The 15,279-nt window shown below is 34.7% G+C and carries 14 protein-coding genes; 6 read left to right on the top strand and 8 right to left on the bottom strand.

The window, feature by feature from the left end:
- Window positions 1–19 precede the first annotated feature (19 nt).
- On the top strand, window positions 20–310 hold the full coding sequence (locus tag OXQ85_RS16180; protein WP_267405815.1) for a GNAT family N-acetyltransferase: 291 nt from the start codon (window positions 20–22) through the stop codon (window positions 308–310).
- Here OXQ85_RS16180 and OXQ85_RS16175 read toward each other — a convergent pair.
- The 5 genes from OXQ85_RS16175 to smpB form a co-directional block, all read right to left on the bottom strand.
- Window positions 299–1,270, bottom strand: a complete 972-nt coding sequence (locus OXQ85_RS16175; RefSeq protein WP_267405814.1) for a glycosyltransferase family protein — start codon at window positions 1,268–1,270, stop codon at window positions 299–301. The genes OXQ85_RS16180 and OXQ85_RS16175 overlap by 12 nt on opposite strands.
- Window positions 1,267–2,094 carry a UDP-2,3-diacylglucosamine diphosphatase gene (locus OXQ85_RS16170; RefSeq protein ID WP_267405813.1) on the bottom strand — a complete coding sequence of 276 codons (828 nt, stop codon included), beginning with the start codon at window positions 2,092–2,094 and terminating at the stop codon, window positions 1,267–1,269. Before OXQ85_RS16170 ends, OXQ85_RS16175 begins: the two co-directional genes overlap by 4 nt.
- A gap of 278 nt (window positions 2,095–2,372) precedes the next feature.
- Window positions 2,373–3,113, bottom strand: a complete 741-nt coding sequence (locus OXQ85_RS16165) for a YebC/PmpR family DNA-binding transcriptional regulator (RefSeq protein WP_267405812.1) — start codon at window positions 3,111–3,113, stop codon at window positions 2,373–2,375.
- A 94-nt stretch (window positions 3,114–3,207) separates the two neighbouring features.
- On the bottom strand, window positions 3,208–4,701 hold the full coding sequence (locus tag OXQ85_RS16160; protein WP_267405811.1) for an OmpA family protein: 1,494 nt from the start codon (window positions 4,699–4,701) through the stop codon (window positions 3,208–3,210).
- Window positions 4,702–4,778: 77 nt separating this feature from the next.
- Window positions 4,779–5,237 carry an SsrA-binding protein SmpB gene (gene smpB / locus OXQ85_RS16155; protein WP_267405810.1) on the bottom strand — a complete coding sequence of 153 codons (459 nt, stop codon included), beginning with the start codon at window positions 5,235–5,237 and terminating at the stop codon, window positions 4,779–4,781.
- Between the two features lie 118 nt (window positions 5,238–5,355).
- Between smpB and OXQ85_RS16150 the strand changes: the two genes are divergently transcribed.
- Window positions 5,356–6,978: an ATP-binding cassette domain-containing protein gene (locus tag OXQ85_RS16150; RefSeq protein WP_267405809.1), complete on the top strand. Its 1,623-nt coding sequence runs from the start codon at window positions 5,356–5,358 to the stop codon at window positions 6,976–6,978.
- A 79-nt stretch (window positions 6,979–7,057) separates the two neighbouring features.
- On the opposite strand, the gene OXQ85_RS16145 is transcribed toward OXQ85_RS16150, so the two are convergent.
- The 3 genes from OXQ85_RS16145 to OXQ85_RS16135 form a co-directional block, all read right to left on the bottom strand.
- Entirely contained in the window at window positions 7,058–7,855 is a 798-nt protein-coding gene (locus OXQ85_RS16145; protein ID WP_267405808.1) for an SDR family NAD(P)-dependent oxidoreductase, read from the bottom strand.
- Between the two features lie 27 nt (window positions 7,856–7,882).
- Entirely contained in the window at window positions 7,883–8,686 is an 804-nt protein-coding gene (locus OXQ85_RS16140; protein WP_267405807.1) for an AraC family transcriptional regulator, read from the bottom strand.
- A gap of 260 nt (window positions 8,687–8,946) precedes the next feature.
- A complete protein-coding gene (locus OXQ85_RS16135; protein ID WP_267405806.1) occupies window positions 8,947–9,762 on the bottom strand; it encodes a M48 family metallopeptidase in 816 nt (271 codons plus the stop codon).
- A 137-nt stretch (window positions 9,763–9,899) separates the two neighbouring features.
- Between OXQ85_RS16135 and recJ the strand changes: the two genes are divergently transcribed.
- The 4 genes from recJ (at window position 9,900) to OXQ85_RS16115 (ending at window position 15,275) form a co-directional block, all read left to right on the top strand.
- Complete coding sequence (gene recJ / locus OXQ85_RS16130) at window positions 9,900–11,612, top strand: single-stranded-DNA-specific exonuclease RecJ (protein WP_267405805.1); 1,713 nt, start codon at window positions 9,900–9,902, stop codon at window positions 11,610–11,612.
- A 36-nt stretch (window positions 11,613–11,648) separates the two neighbouring features.
- A complete protein-coding gene (nadD, locus tag OXQ85_RS16125) occupies window positions 11,649–12,233 on the top strand; it encodes a nicotinate (nicotinamide) nucleotide adenylyltransferase (protein WP_267405804.1) in 585 nt (194 codons plus the stop codon).
- 91 nt (window positions 12,234–12,324) lie between these two features.
- Window positions 12,325–12,663, top strand: coding sequence for a DUF3817 domain-containing protein (locus OXQ85_RS16120; RefSeq protein ID WP_267405803.1), 339 nt, complete (start codon window positions 12,325–12,327; stop codon window positions 12,661–12,663).
- A 323-nt stretch (window positions 12,664–12,986) separates the two neighbouring features.
- Window positions 12,987–15,275 carry a TonB-dependent receptor gene (locus OXQ85_RS16115; RefSeq protein ID WP_267405802.1) on the top strand — a complete coding sequence of 763 codons (2,289 nt, stop codon included), beginning with the start codon at window positions 12,987–12,989 and terminating at the stop codon, window positions 15,273–15,275.
- Window positions 15,276–15,279: the final 4 nt, after the last annotated feature.

Raw genomic sequence — 15,279 nt, 5'->3', positions numbered from 1 at the left:
AATCATTAAAACTTAAATTATGAGATTCGAAAATAATAAATCAGGAAACGGCGGAGTCATTACTTTAAATAACGAAATCAAAGAAATCGGTAGATTAACTTATACCATTTTTCCTGAAGACAATAAATATATTATTTCTTTCGTTTTGGTACATCCTGAATTTGAAGGTCGCGGAATGGGCAAATATCTGGTTGAAGAAGCCATAAAATTTGCACGAGAAAACCAATGGAAAGTGTATCCTCACTGCTCTTATGCAAGAGCCGTTATGACAAGAATGAATGATGTGGAAGATATTTTTCTAAAGAACTAATACTTCATTCAGCAGGATTTCTTCAATATCGTTGGGATAATCCACTTGAAGATGATGATCGGAAGCTACCCAATCCTGAATTTCTTTCAGATCTAAAATTTTAGAATTCGGAATTCCCATTTTGTCTAAAGCACAGGCGTTACATTCCTGTTCATATTGATTATGAATAGGAATCACGAATAATTTTTTATCCATAAATAGCGCTTCGGCGGGTGTTTCAAAACCGGCATTGCACAAAATTCCGTCACAATTTTCAAAAGATTTCAAATATTGAATTTCATCAATTGGGAAAATTTCAACATTGCTTTCTTTATGCTGAAGCTTGCTGTATTTTGAAAACACTTTCCATTTGACGGAAATTTGTTTTAAAACTTTAATAATATTTTCATCAGAAAAACTCGGAAGATAAACCACATAATATCCTTTTTTATCAGGATTTAAATCTCTTATTTTTTTTCTGATCACCGGTTTTTTAATCTGGGGATGATAATTTTCAAAATGAAAACCAATCTTTCGGTCGCTCGGCACATAATATTTCAAGATCATCTCTCCGAAAAAATCTTTCTTTTCAGGTTTTGGTGTTTCCTTAAAAAGCATCGAAGCCTGATGACTCAGTTCAATCATCGGCAGCTTTCTCATTTTACATGCCCAACCCGTCAATGGTTCATAATCATTAATAATGAGATCGTATTTTGATAAATCTAAATTGTTGATATTTTTTATGGCTTCAAGAAATTTATTCTCCGTAAATGTTTTCCAATAGGATAATCCACCAGTTTTATCGTAAAGCAGCGAAATACCTTTATATTGATAATCAAGGTCAAAAGTGGCTTTTAACTGCGACTGGTGACCGCTGATAAGGGTATCAACAGAAACATGTTTTTTAAGAATAGGAATAATCTCCTGCGCTCTTGCAATATGACCGTTTCCTGTTCCCTGAAAGGCGTATAGGATTTTCATTTTGTGAAGTTGGTTACAATTTTCAGCAGTTCAGAGTTATCGATATCCTGAATTTCTTCCGCTTCATCGTCTTTCAGCAAATGTTTATGCTCATCGTAATAAAAAATTTTCCATTCATTATTATGATATTCCAGAGCAGAAAGGTTTTCGATCCAATCTCCGGAATTCATATAAGTACAGGAACCTTTTTTATTCACGACCTCACGAATCTGCGGTTGATGGATATGCCCGCAAATTACATAGTCGTAATGATTATCAATCGCCAGTTCAGAAGCCGTTAATTCAAAATCACCGATATACTTTACCGCTTTTTTTACGTTGCTTTTAATTTTTTTTGAAAAAGAGTATTTCTCTCTACCCATTTTTTCTAAAAACCAATTTACAACATTATTTATTACAATTAATAAATCGTAACCCTTTCCACCCAATTTGGCAATCCATTTTGAATGTTGAACAGATGCATCGAAAACATCTCCGTGAAAAATCCAGGTTTTCTTTTGATTAAGATCGAGGCAAATTTTATTACAAACCTTCAGCTTACCCAGTTCGAAGTCGGTAAACTTTCGGAACATCTCGTCGTGATTTCCGGTAATGTAGTAAACATCTGTATTTTTGGTAGCCAGTGAAAGAATTTTTTTAATTACTTTCAAATGAGGTTTAGGGAAATAAGACTTTTTAAATTGCCAGATATCGATAATATCACCATTCAGCACCAAGGTTTTTGGCTGAATGGAATTGAGATATCGTAATAATTCTTTAGCCTTACATCCATAAGTTCCCAAGTGAACATCCGAAATGACAACCAATTCAACGTTTCTTTTCATTTGCAGATATTTATCAAACGATCAAATGTGATCGCCATTACTGTAAGTATTTTAATTTACCACTGATGGCGATTTCACAATTGATTCTTATGCAAAGAAACTAATTGAAAATAAACTGTATATGAATGGAATGTTATTTTTATTATTATAATATACAAACATAAAAATAGCCACGAATACTCGAATAAATTACCAAAGTTTCTTTAAAAAACTTCCTTGATAAAAACTCGTGTATTCGTGGCAAAGTATTGGAGCTGCTGCAAGCAGCTACGTATCTTTTATAAAGAGTTCAAAAACTCTTCTGTGATTTCCATATTATGATAAACATTTTGTACATCATCATCCTCTTCAAAACGCTCAAGCATTTTCATATTTGCTTTAAACTGATCTTGTGTAACTTCTTTTGTATTGTTTGGAATTCTCTGAAGTTCTGCGCTTTTAGCTTCAATTTTAAGTTCATCTAACTTGTGAGATAAAGAACCGAAATCTTCAAAAGCCGTTGTGATCATCACCTCCTCATCATCTTTTTCTACATCTTCAGCACCACCATCGATCATTTCCATTTCAAAATCATCCCAATCCATTTTAATTTGTGCTAAATCGATTGTGAAAATTCCTTTTCTGTCGAAGATAAATGCCAATTCACCATTTTTACCAAGGTTACCATCAAACTTGTTGAAAACAGCTCTTACGTTCGCTACAGTTCTTGTAGTATTATTTGTCGTACATTCCACGAAAAAAGCAACACCACCTTGTCCGTACCCTTCATAAGTAATCTCTTCATAGTTTTCCGCATCCGCACCACTTGCTTTCTTGATCGCTCTTTCAACATTATCTTTTGGCATGTTGGCACCTTTAGCATTCTGGATACATCTTCTCAATGCAGGATTCGATTCGGGATCTGGTCCGCCGGCTTTTACTGCTAAGGCAATATCCTTTCCTATTTTAGAGAATGTTTTGGCCATCTTATCCCATCTGGCCATTTTAGAAGCTTTTCTATATTCAAATGCTCTTCCCATTTTTATTTTTAAATTTTCAACAAAATTAATTAAAAGTCTACAAAAAAAAAATACCCCCAGAAAACTGGAGGTATTTATATTTAGAAAAATTTAATTATTTTTTCTTTTTAACTACTTTTTTAGCAGGAGCTTTTTTCTTAGTAGCTTTTTTAACTTTTACTGGAGTTGGATCTGCATAATCTCTTTTTTGGATAGCATTCCACTGAGCCATATCTTCAATAGCAGTTACAACAACTTTTCTGTCAACTTGTCTTTCAGCATCAGAAGCTGTTGCAGGAACAGTAGCTTTAGCTTTACCAACACCGATAGATTTAAGAGCATTAGCATCAACACCTCTTGCATCTAAAGCAGCAACTACAGCAGCAGCTCTTTCTCTAGATAATTTCAAGTTGTAAGCTTCAGCACCTTTAGCATCAGTTCTACCTTCTAATAGATAGTTACCTCCGTCTTTTTTAATTAAGTCAGCAGCAGCATCTAAAGCTCCTTTAGACTCAGACTTAATAGTAGCTTTGTTGAAATCAAAGAATACACTTCCAAAGTTTTTCTCTAATTCTTCAGCTGTTACTTTTTTAGGTTTAGGACATCCGTTGTATTCTGGAAGACCTGGAACTGTAGGACAAGCATCATCTTTATCTAAGATACCGTCACCATCTGTATCTGGCCAAGGACAACCATTGTTTTCAGCAGGACCTGCAACAGTAGGACAAGCATCATCTTTGTCGATTACACCATCACCGTCTGTATCTGGCCAAGGACAACCGTTGTTTTCAACTGGACCAGCAACATCTGGACATTGATCGTCTTTATCTGGAACTCCATCACCGTCAGTATCAGGACATCCTTGGAATTCTGGTAGACCTGGAGTATCTGGACATAAATCGTCTTTATCTAAGATACCATCCTTATCTCTATCTCTGTTACCAAATCTGAAGTTCAATGAAGCTGAAGCCTGCCAGAAGTTAGCAACTGAAGATTTATCTCCAGGAGTCGATACATAATCTCCTTGAACACCAAAACCGAAGTTTTTAGTCAACCAGAAGTTAACACCAGCACCTGTAGAAACTGTAAAGAAGTTAGCTTTACCATTTTCGTTACCATTTTCACCGTTACTTACTACTTCCCCATTAACATCAGTTCTTGGGAATGTAAGTGCAGTATAATCATGTCTTAAATAGTTAGCACCAACTCTCAAATATGGATCAAACCAAGATTCTTCGTTCCATAAAAGACCAGCAGCTTTAACTTGTAAACCAAGACCAGTCATTAAGAAGAACTCTTTCCCCATATCAAATCTCTTGTTAGCAACATTACCAACAGAAGTTTGCCAATCTACTACAAAACCTTTCGCTACGTTTCTAGCAACTGTAAGTTTAGATAGTGGAGGTGTAATAGAGAAGTTGTTCATATTGAACATATTCTTCGTCAAATTTTTTGCAGCAAAAGTATTACTGAAGTTGTTTCTCTGAGCTGTGTGGTTCTCAGCGTGAGCACCAACTCCGATCATCCACGGATTGTTGGTAGTCTGAGCGAACACAGTAGAAGCAACAGTAAGTGCCAATGCTGAAATTCCTAATTTTAGATTTTTCATAGAATTAAATGATTAAATAATTGATAATGCAAAATAAATATAATTTTTCTTTATATACAAAGTTTTTCAAATGATTTTTAACTTTTCTTTAATATTCTGTCCAGGTTTCGTTTATTTTCTCTATCTTTTATGCTCTCCCTTTTATCGAAAAGCTTTTTACCTCTACCCAGCGCAATTAAAACCTTTGCTTTCCCTCTGTCATTAATATATAGTTTTAAAGGTATTACAGTATTACCTGCATCTTTTAACTTTTTTTCGAGTTTTTGCAATTCTTTTTTGTGCAAGAGCAATTTCCGTTCCCTTTTTGTTTTGTGATTATAAAATGTTCCCAATTTATATTCATCAATTGTCATATTAATAATGTATAATTCCCCATCAATAAACTGACAGAACGATTCTGTAATAGATGCCTTGGAAGAACGCAAAGATTTTATTTCCGTACCCGTCAAAACCATTCCTGCTTCGTATTCTTCAAGAATTTCATACTCGAATCTGGCTCTTTTGTTAAATATATTGACTGTCTTTTCAATCTTCATTGTAAAATTTCTTTAATGAAATATATAAAAAATACCCCACATTTAAAAACCTGACTATTACATTATTGCGAAATACCCAAATTCTTTTCGTATTTTTGCGCCAAATTTACAAAACTATATGTTAACAGTATCTAACTTATCTTTACAATTCGGGAAAAGAGTTCTTTTTGACGAGGTAAACATTATGTTTACGAAAGGAAACTGCTACGGGATTATCGGAGCAAATGGTGCAGGAAAGTCTACATTCCTTAAAATATTGACTGGAAAACAAGACCCAACCACAGGACACGTATCTTTGGAACCTGGAAAAAGAATGTCTGTTCTTGAGCAGGATCACTTTGCTTACGATCAATTTACGGTACTTGAAGCGGTTTTGAGAGGTAACAAAAAATTATTCGAGATAAAAGAAGAGATGGACGCGCTTTATGCGAAAGAAGACTTCTCGGACGAAGACGGAATTAAAGCCGGAGAACTAGGTGTAATCTATGACGAAATGGGAGGTTGGACTGCAGAATCTGATGCACAAACAATGCTTTCAAACGTTGGTATTAAAGACGATATGCACTGGCAAATGATGAGCGAGCTTGAAAATAAGGACAAAGTAAAAGTTCTATTGGCTCAGGCGCTTTTCGGAAACCCAGATGTATTAATCTTAGATGAACCTACGAATGACCTTGATATTGATACAATTTCTTGGTTAGAAGATTTCTTGGCAGACTACGAAAACACGGTAATCGTTGTATCTCATGACCGTCACTTCTTGGATACAGTTTGTACGCACATCGGTGACCTTGATTATGCTAAACTAAACCTTTACACAGGTAACTACTCTTTCTGGTATCAGGCTTCTCAATTAGCGACAAGACAAAGAGCTCAGGCTAACAAGAAAGCGGAAGAAAAGAAGAAAGAACTTCAGGATTTCATCGCAAGATTTAGTTCAAACGTTGCAAAAGCTAAACAAGCAACTGCAAGAAAGAAAATGATCGATAAATTAAACATCGATGATATCAAACCATCTTCAAGAAGATATCCGGCAATCATTTTCGAAATGGAAAGAGAAGCGGGAGATCAAATTTTAGATGTAAAAGGTCTTGAAAAAACAAAAGACGGAGAATTACTGTTCTCAAACATCGATTTAAATCTTAAAAAGGGTGATAAAGTTGCTGTTTTGTCTAAAAACTCATTAGCTATCACAGAATTTTTCGAAATTTTAGCTGGAAATGTTGAAGCAGACAAAGGAACTGTTGCTTGGGGGGTTACAACTAACCAATCTCACATGCCTTTAGACAACACAAACTTCTTCCAAGAAGACTTAAGCTTGGTTGATTGGTTGAGACAATTCACTAAAAATGACGAAGAGCGTCACGAAGAATTCGTAAGAGGATTCTTAGGAAGAATGCTTTTCTCAGGTGATGAAGCGTTGAAATCTTGTAAAGTACTTTCAGGAGGTGAAAAAATGAGATGTATGTTCAGCAGAATGATGCTTCAGAAAGCGAACATTCTTTTATTAGACGAGCCTACAAACCACTTAGACCTTGAAAGTATCACAACGTTGAACAACTCATTGTCTAACTTCAAAGGAAATCTTTTATTGGCATCTCATGACCACGAAATGCTTTCAACTGTCTGTAACAGAATCATCGAGTTGACTCCAAACGGAATCATCGACAGAGAAATGACTTACGATGAATATCTTGCTGACAAAAAAGTGAAAGAATTAAGAGAAAAAATGTATTCTTAATTTTTAAAGAACAACATTAAAATTCATATATAAAGGCTGCCTTTCGGGACAGCCTTTTGTATTTTAAAAATTTTGAAATTTACAGACAACGAATCGTTCCGCCATCTACTCTTAACACAGAACCACTAATGTAATCTGCAAAACGACTGCAGAGATATACCACCGCGCCAGCAATTTCTTCAGGCTCTCCAAATCTACCTGTATCATTCGGAATAAGCTCTTGCACTGCTTTATATTTAATTTCTTCAGGATCTGTTCCCCAATTAAATTTCGGAGCTGCATTTTTAAGCCATTCTTCAACCATGGGGTTCATGATGGCTCCGGGAGAGACTACATTAGAAGTAATTCCTGTTTCTTTAATAGATCTGGCAAGAGAAACAGACATATTGTGTCGGGCTGCCAACGTCGCATTATAATGAGGTTGTTCTTTGATAGGCTGTATGCCAAGACCTCCCCCAATATGAATCACTCTACCCCATCCCAAATTTTTCATCTGAGGAACAATACGCTGTATCATACGAACATAAGAAACCACGTTGGTGTTATACAAATCCAGCCAATCATCGGCCGTAGCTTCTCCCCAAGATTTATGAGAAGTTGCTCCAGCATTATTAACAAGAATATCAATCTGTCCGGATTTTAAAGCCATTTCTGAAACCTGATCTGCACCTTCATCTGTAGAAAGATCGCCGATCGCAACTTCTGCAAAACCTCCTTCTTTTCTTATTAAATCGGCTACTTTCTCAGCTCGATTTTTATCTCTTCCGTGAATAATTACCTCGGCGCCTTCTTCAGCAAGCATTTTCGCAATTGCTTCACCAAGCCCAGAGCTAGAACCCGTAATGAGCGCTCTTTTTCCTTTTAACTGTACATCCATTTTTTTTTAATTTAAAATATTTTGATTTTACTGATTCAATTTTTTACGAGGAGCATAGCCGAATGTTTTTTTGTAGGCAAAAGAAAAATGAGAAAGATCTTCAAAACCAAGATCCAAATAAACTTCAGAAGGTTTTTCCAGCTTCTCTTCAATCCGAAACTTTGCTTCTGCCAATCTTTTTTGAACAAGCCATTTTCCGGGACTCATTTCAAAAATCTTTTTGAAATCTCTTTTAAAAGCAGAAAGACTACGACCGGTGAGGAAAGCAAACCTATCCAGAGGAATATTGTATCTGTAATGGCTATTCATAAAACCCTCAAGATCTATCTTGCACGGATCGCTGAAATCAAAAAGAATATTTTTAATTTTCGACTCATTTTGGATTAATAACAAAACAAGCTCCTGAGTCTTTAACAAGGCAATCCTTTCGTCTAAATATGGTTTTTGAAGATAAGCTAAAAGCGATTCGGCAAAGCTTTTCAGATTTTCATCAGGTTTTATAAGAATTGGATCTCTGCTATCATAAAATTCATCTGCCACAATTTTATATTGACTGCTCATTTCTCTTAAAGTAGCCTGATCAATATGCACCGCCACCGATCTAAAACCTCCGTTATTGGTATTTTTCACAGACTTTGTTAGCTGATTTCGTTTAAAAAACCTGAAATCACTTTCTTCGAACGAAAACTTTTTATTGCCAATCCATACATCATGCTTTCCTTTAATTATATAGCTGAATATATGATCCGTCACCAATACTTCTCCTTCGATACTTTTGTCTGAGTAAGAATTCAATATCAACTTTGGATGTGAAACTGAAAGTTTATTCATGATGATTTTGGGTATCATTTTACTTTATTATTACAAAGCAAAATTACACCTCAAATAAGGATGAGATTTTGTTGAAAAGCTCAAAAAACTTTGTTGAAAAGTCCAATTTTAAATATATTGGAATGAATTATTGTTAGAAAAGAAAAGAAAAGTAAAATAAATTAGAATCAAAATGTTGATAAAAAATCACAAAAAAACCTTCCGCAATCAATACAATGATTTTGGAAGGTCTTTATTTATTTCAATTATTTAGCCTAAAACTATTTCGTCAATTTAGATGTTGGCAAAGCAACGGTTCCCGGATCTTTCCACAAACCGTCTTTCTCAGCTCTTTTCTTAACAGCTTCTGCCCTTTTATTGCTATCTGGATGAGAATTAAACATCTTTTGGAATCCAGACTGAGCCGCGCCACCTTCGGAAAGTAACGCTAGTTTTTTAAATGCTGTATAAGCACCCACAACATTATATCCGTTTGATTTCATAAAATCATAAGAATACGTGTCTGCCTCAGATTCCTGCTTTTTGCTGTGAGAAGCATCAAGAAAAGCATTCGCCATTTTTCCGACTTGGCTGTCATTCAAAGTTGCAACAGTATTTGAAGCCGAAGAAGCCGCATCCAAAGCCGCCGCTTTTAAATAAGCCGACTTCATGGCATCTTTCGTATCCTGATTTTTAACGTGACCAATTTCATGACCAATTACCGCCAGCAATTCATCATCCGTCATAATATCCATCAACGATGAAAATACACGAACACTTCCGTCAGCACAAGCAAAAGCATTGATATCTTTTACCAAATACACCTTGTAATTAAGGTTAAGACCGTCCTGAGATTTGTGTTTCCCGAAAAGTTTGTTCAGTCGAACCGTGTAAGGATCTTTTGGGCCAGCCACTTTATTATTTTTATCCATCCACTCTACAGATTCTTTGGATAATTTAATGGCATCTTCATTGGTGAAAGATAAAGCTTTTGCACCGCTAGAAACTACGCTAGCAGCTTTTCCAAGATTGATTTTCTGTGCATTCACAATATGCATAGCGCCTAATAGAATAAGGCAAACAGTAATTTTTTTCATACTATAATATTTAAAATGATTTGGATCGCGAAGATAATAATTTTGAAGATAATTTTAAAGTTAAAATTTTGAAACAATGATTTGAAAGGGATTTTTTTATCTTAGGCTTTTAGAAACTTTTTCCCTATTTTTGTGAAATGAGTCAAAAATGGATTTACAAGCCCGAACCCGATGAAGAAATTGTGGATGGATTAAGTTCGTCTCTTGGTTTTGGAACTTTTGAATCTAAACTCCTCGTTTTGAGAGGAATTGACAATTATCAAAAGGCCAGAGAATTTTTCAAACCCAACCTTAACGATATACACAATCCTTTTTTAATGGCAGATATGCAAAAAGCTGTAGAGCGAATTGCCACTGCGATTGAAAATGGAGAAAAAATATTGGTTTACGGCGACTACGATGTAGACGGAACTACTGCCGTAGCCTTAATGTACCTTTACCTCAGCAAAATTGTTGAGAAAAAATATTTAGATTACTATATTCCGGATCGAAATTCTGAAGGATACGGAATTTCAACAGAAGGAATCGACTTTGCCAAAGAAAATGATTTTTCGTTAATCATTGCTTTAGACTGCGGAATTAAGTCACTCGATATGATTAATTACGCCAAAAGTTTAGACGTTGATTTTATCATTTGTGATCACCACTTACCTGGAGATGAAATTCCTGATGCCATTGCTGTTCTTGATCCCAAAAGAAGCGATTGCCGATATCCTTTTAAAGAACTTTCGGGTTGTGGCGTTGGTTTCAAACTTTGCCAAGGTTTAAATACCATTTATAAACTTCCCGATGCCGAACTGTTTGAACTCACAGATTTGCTGGCGATTTCTATTGCGGCAGATATTGTTTCGATGACTGGCGAAAACAGAGTTTTGGCTAAAATGGGACTTAAAATTTTAAGAAAAACTAGAAATTTAGGTTTAAGATTATTAATTCCTGAAGACAAACTTTCTCATTTTGAAATTTCAAACATCGTTTTTGAAATTGCTCCTAAAATTAATGCTGCCGGAAGAATTTCTCATGGTAAAGCTGCGGTTGAATTGATGGTTTCAGACAACCTGAAGCACGCCAATCAAATTGTAAGCGACATAATGAATCTTAATGATGAAAGACGAGAACTTGATATGAACTCTACCCTTTCCGCGTTAAACCAAATTATTGAATCTCAACAGGAAACAAAATTTTCCACCATTGTTTATCATCCTGAATGGAACAAAGGTGTAATTGGAATTGTGGCTTCAAGATTAATTGAAACGTATTACAAACCGACCTTGGTTTTCACCGACGGAAATAATGGTGAAATGGTAGCTTCTGCAAGATCTGTTTCAGATTTTGATGTGCATGAGGCGCTCGATATGTGTTCGGAATATTTTCTGAAATTTGGAGGGCACCACGCCGCTGCCGGACTTTCTATGGAGAAAGACAAGTTTGCAGCTTTCAAGGAAAAGTTTGAAAGAGTGGTTTCTGAAAAAATCAAAGAACATCAAAAAGAACCTTCCATAACGATAGATTCTGAAATTGAAATTGAAGAAATTAATCGTGAGTTTATCAACTTTCACAGAAAATTAGCACCCTTCGGGCCGCATAATATGAAGCCTATTTTTGTATTAAAAAATCAGAAATTAGCGGGCTATGTAAAAACGATGGGGAAAGATAATAATCATCTTAAATTCTACATCAAACAGGAATCTACCGGACGAAATATTGAATGTGTCGGCTTTAAACTCGGTCAGTTTTCCGAAGATTTTAAAAATAAAAACTTTGATTTAGCCTTTACTTTAGAGGAAAATCATTGGAAAGGAAATGTGACACATTATCTGAATATTAAGGATGTGAAGTTTAGTGAGTAAAACTGCAACCTTGCCCCTACAATCTGCTACCTCAACATGAAAAAAATAGGTCTCTTCTTCGGTTCTTTTAACCCAATTCATATCGGACATCTTATTTTGGCGAATTATATTCTTGAAAATTCGGATATGGATGAATTATGGTTTGTGGTGAGTCCGCAGAATCCTTTTAAAGATAAAAAATCATTGCTGAACGATCACAATCGATTGGATATGGTAGAACTTGCCGTGAAAAACTATCCGGGAATGCGCGCTTCGAATGTAGAATTTTCTTTGCCTAAGCCAAGTTATACGATTGATACATTAACGTATCTTCATGAAAAACATCCTGACTATTCGTTTAGCTTAATTATGGGCGAAGACAACCTAAGCAATCTTCATAAATGGAAAAATGCCGATCTTTTGATTAAAAATCATCATATCATTGTTTATCCGCGAGTTTTTGAAGGTGAGAAAAAAGAGTCGGAATATCTTCAGCATGAAAATATTTCTCTGATAAAGGCTCCTATCATTGAGCTTTCTGCAACTGAGATCCGAAACATGATAAAAGACAGTAAGAATGTGCGCCCGATGTTGCCGCCGGAAGTCTTTGAATATTTGGACGGAAGTAGTTTTTATAAGTAAATTTGTGTCTAATTTTAGGCTTGAAGTTGGAAGATGGAAGTTTTTACCACTCTTTTTGTACTATAAGCTTGAAAATGACAACTTGACAATTATGGATTTCATCTACAAATTTTTCTCAAAATATTCTCAGGAAAAAATCATTAAGTGGTTTAAACAAATCTGTTTGGCAGAGGCGATTTCCTGGTTTTTTCTTTTTACTGCGATGACGTGGATTCGTATTGATCCCGAAGGTATTTTACCCATCGTTTACATCAGTACTATCGGAAGTATTCATGGATTTTTTTTCACACTATATCTTTTGTTTCTTCCTTCCATCAGAAAAATTTATGTTTGGGACGATGAAGACAGTGTTTTTGCACTCATCGCCGCATTTTTCCCTTTTGCAACAATCTGGATTGATAAAAAACTCGCTCGCTTTGACAGAGAATAAAATATAAGAACCTTTTTCAAGGTTCTTTTTTTTACCTTAAATTTCAGATAAATTACCTTTTTCAAATTTCAACTGACATTAAATTTAAATATTTGATGTAACATATTTTGGGTTACGGTTGTCTTATTATTGTAGAAAATCAAAATACATAAAAAATTAATTGAAATTTTAATCACTGATAATCAATCGATTAAAATAAATTTAAAAACATTTTAAGTACTTTGTATTGCATAATACTAATTATATTATATATCTTTGCAATGTTAAATAATAACAAATACAAGCTATTAAATAAAAAAAAGTCCACTCTAAATACTAAAGTCATGAAAACTCAAATTCTTATAGCAGCCCTTTTCTTCAGCGGATTCACTTTTGCACAACAAAAAAAATCTGATTCAGTAAAAACTCAAAGCATAGAAGGTGTAACCTTAACCAAGCAGGTTTTCAAAAAACAAAGCGACCGTTTTGTGTATGACGTTGCTGCTTCGCCCGTTACAAAAGGAAATACAACGTTTGATATTTTAAAGCAAACGCCCCTACTTTCAACAACTGACGATAAAACGTTGAAGATTGCAGGAAAAAATAATGCTCTGATCTACATCAATGGTAGAAAAACGAATATGGATTCGGAATCTTTAACGCAGTTTTTGAAAAACACTCCGGCAGAAAATATTCAGAAAATTGAAGTGATTACGGTTCCGGGAAGTGAATTTCAGGTAGAATCTTCAGACGGAATCATCAACATTATTCTGAAGAAAAAAATGAGCGACGGAACCAGCGGAAACATGAGAATGTCTAATACTCAGAATAAATACAACGCAAGCAATGCAAGCTTCTCTGTAAATTACAGAAAAAACAAACTGGGAATCAGTGCTAATTTGAGTGGTGGTGAAAATATTCAGCCACAGAGTTATGTTTTAAGAAACGGAACTGATTTGGTTAAAAATGAATCTGTGGGAGATATCGACGATCCAAATAAAAACATTGGAGGTTATTTAAATATTGATTATCAATTAAATGACAAAAGCAATTTAGCCTTATCTTGGAATTCTTGGGCCAATAAAAGCTATAATTCAACCATTAATCTTTTCAATACATTAACAGAATATAATACAGACGGAAGCCTGAAAAAGACAACTTACACCAGAACGAGCAACAAAGAAGATGCGAGAAATTATAACAACTCGGTGAATTTGAATTATGAAATTAAGCTTGATTCTTTGGGAAGTAAATTGAATGCCAATGCAGCGTATTTAAATTACAGAAGATTCCAGTATTCTGATAACAGAACGTTGGTTCCAGGTGATTTTAATGATTACTCAACCATTGGGAAACAGATTATTCAAAATATTCCTCAGGTAATCAATAATTTTTCGGGAACGGTAGATTATATTCAGAAATTTAAAAATGACTTCACAGTTTCTATCGGAGGAAATTATAACAAAACAAAAACAGATAACGATACCAAAAACTTTACTACCGTATTCACAGATGAAGATCAAAAACCTCTTCCTACTGCGATATATTCAGCAAGTCCTAACCACTTTATCTATGACGAGAATATTTATGGAGCTTATTTAACGCTTGAAAAGAAATTTTCAGATAAATTTTCAGGAAAAATAGGGGCAAGATATGAGATTACCAATAGTTTAGGAACTTCAGACAACGCTTCCCCGGAATACAGCAGAATTGAAAGAAATTATAATAATTTACTTCCTTATTTAAGCTTAAATTATGCAATTAATGATAAGAATAATATTTCATACTCATTTTCAAGCAGAATGAGAAGACCAAGTTTCTGGGAACTAAATCCGGTAAGAAACTATATTTCTGAATACAATTATACGCAGAACAATCCGTTCGTAAAGGCTTCTTCTACTTACAATCAGGAATTGACGTATATGTATAAAAATTCTTATTTCTTGATTTTGAATCACTCTTATGTAAAAGATCAAATCACCCAGGTTCCTTTGCAGGGATATGTGAAATCTTTAGACGGAACAGTAAGCGAGCAGAATATGCTTCGTTACATTAGAACCAATTTTGGAGATAAGCAGGAAATGTCTGCAATGGTTGGAGTTCAGAGAACTTTCTTCAAGCAATATTTAACATTGAATTTCAATGCAGGTTTTCAGCACAATATCAACAACGGAACATTGGCTGTAGACCCAACAACAGGAGATACTTTTGTAGATATTGATGGCAAAGAATTGGTATACACCAACAAAGTAAAATCTACCAGTTTGGTGATTACAAGTAACAATACTTTACGTCTTGATAAAAAGAAAACTTGGTTTTTAGGTGCTAATTTTTTCTATGTTGATAAGCAGCAAATCGAGCTTGGAATGTTGAAAAACCTAATGAGTTTAGACCTAAGCATCAAGAAAAACTGGAACGACTGGACGTTTGCAGTAAATGTAAACGACGTTCTAAGAACCAATGTTGTGGAAATTGAAGATTACCAAGCCAACGGAAATTACAATTATGTAAAAAATGACATGTACAGAAGAAGTGTAACCGTGAGTCTTACTTACAATTTCGGAAACCAAAAAGTGAAAAAAGTAAGAGACATCGAAGGTGCTTCAGATGCTATAAAAAACAGAACGAGATAACATC

The organism is Chryseobacterium sp. GM_Chr_2, from assembly GCF_026540445.1.
Classification (GTDB): Bacteria; Bacteroidota; Bacteroidia; order Flavobacteriales; family Weeksellaceae; genus Chryseobacterium.
The sequence above is the reverse complement of the archived record's forward strand: the minus strand, read 5'-3'. Positions and strand labels throughout refer to the sequence as shown.

Bases quoted from the DNA above. Each gene is read 5' to 3' on its own strand.
- OXQ85_RS16180 (WP_267405815.1), top strand. From the start codon at position 20: ATGAGATTCGAAAATAATAAATCAGGAAACGGCGGAGTCATTACTTTA.
- OXQ85_RS16175 (WP_267405814.1), bottom strand. From the start codon at position 1,270: ATGAAAATCCTATACGCCTTTCAGGGAACAGGAAACGGTCATATTGCA.
- OXQ85_RS16170 (WP_267405813.1), bottom strand. From the start codon at position 2,094: ATGAAAAGAAACGTTGAATTGGTTGTCATTTCGGATGTTCACTTGGGA.
- OXQ85_RS16165 (WP_267405812.1), bottom strand. From the start codon at position 3,113: ATGGGAAGAGCATTTGAATATAGAAAAGCTTCTAAAATGGCCAGATGG.
- OXQ85_RS16160 (WP_267405811.1), bottom strand. From the start codon at position 4,701: ATGAAAAATCTAAAATTAGGAATTTCAGCATTGGCACTTACTGTTGCT.
- smpB (WP_267405810.1), bottom strand. From the start codon at position 5,237: ATGAAGATTGAAAAGACAGTCAATATATTTAACAAAAGAGCCAGATTC.
- OXQ85_RS16150 (WP_267405809.1), top strand. From the start codon at position 5,356: ATGTTAACAGTATCTAACTTATCTTTACAATTCGGGAAAAGAGTTCTT.
- OXQ85_RS16145 (WP_267405808.1), bottom strand. From the start codon at position 7,855: ATGGATGTACAGTTAAAAGGAAAAAGAGCGCTCATTACGGGTTCTAGC.
- OXQ85_RS16140 (WP_267405807.1), bottom strand. From the start codon at position 8,686: ATGAATAAACTTTCAGTTTCACATCCAAAGTTGATATTGAATTCTTAC.
- OXQ85_RS16135 (WP_267405806.1), bottom strand. From the start codon at position 9,762: ATGAAAAAAATTACTGTTTGCCTTATTCTATTAGGCGCTATGCATATT.
- recJ (WP_267405805.1), top strand. From the start codon at position 9,900: ATGAGTCAAAAATGGATTTACAAGCCCGAACCCGATGAAGAAATTGTG.
- nadD (WP_267405804.1), top strand. From the start codon at position 11,649: ATGAAAAAAATAGGTCTCTTCTTCGGTTCTTTTAACCCAATTCATATC.
- OXQ85_RS16120 (WP_267405803.1), top strand. From the start codon at position 12,325: ATGGATTTCATCTACAAATTTTTCTCAAAATATTCTCAGGAAAAAATC.
- OXQ85_RS16115 (WP_267405802.1), top strand. From the start codon at position 12,987: ATGAAAACTCAAATTCTTATAGCAGCCCTTTTCTTCAGCGGATTCACT.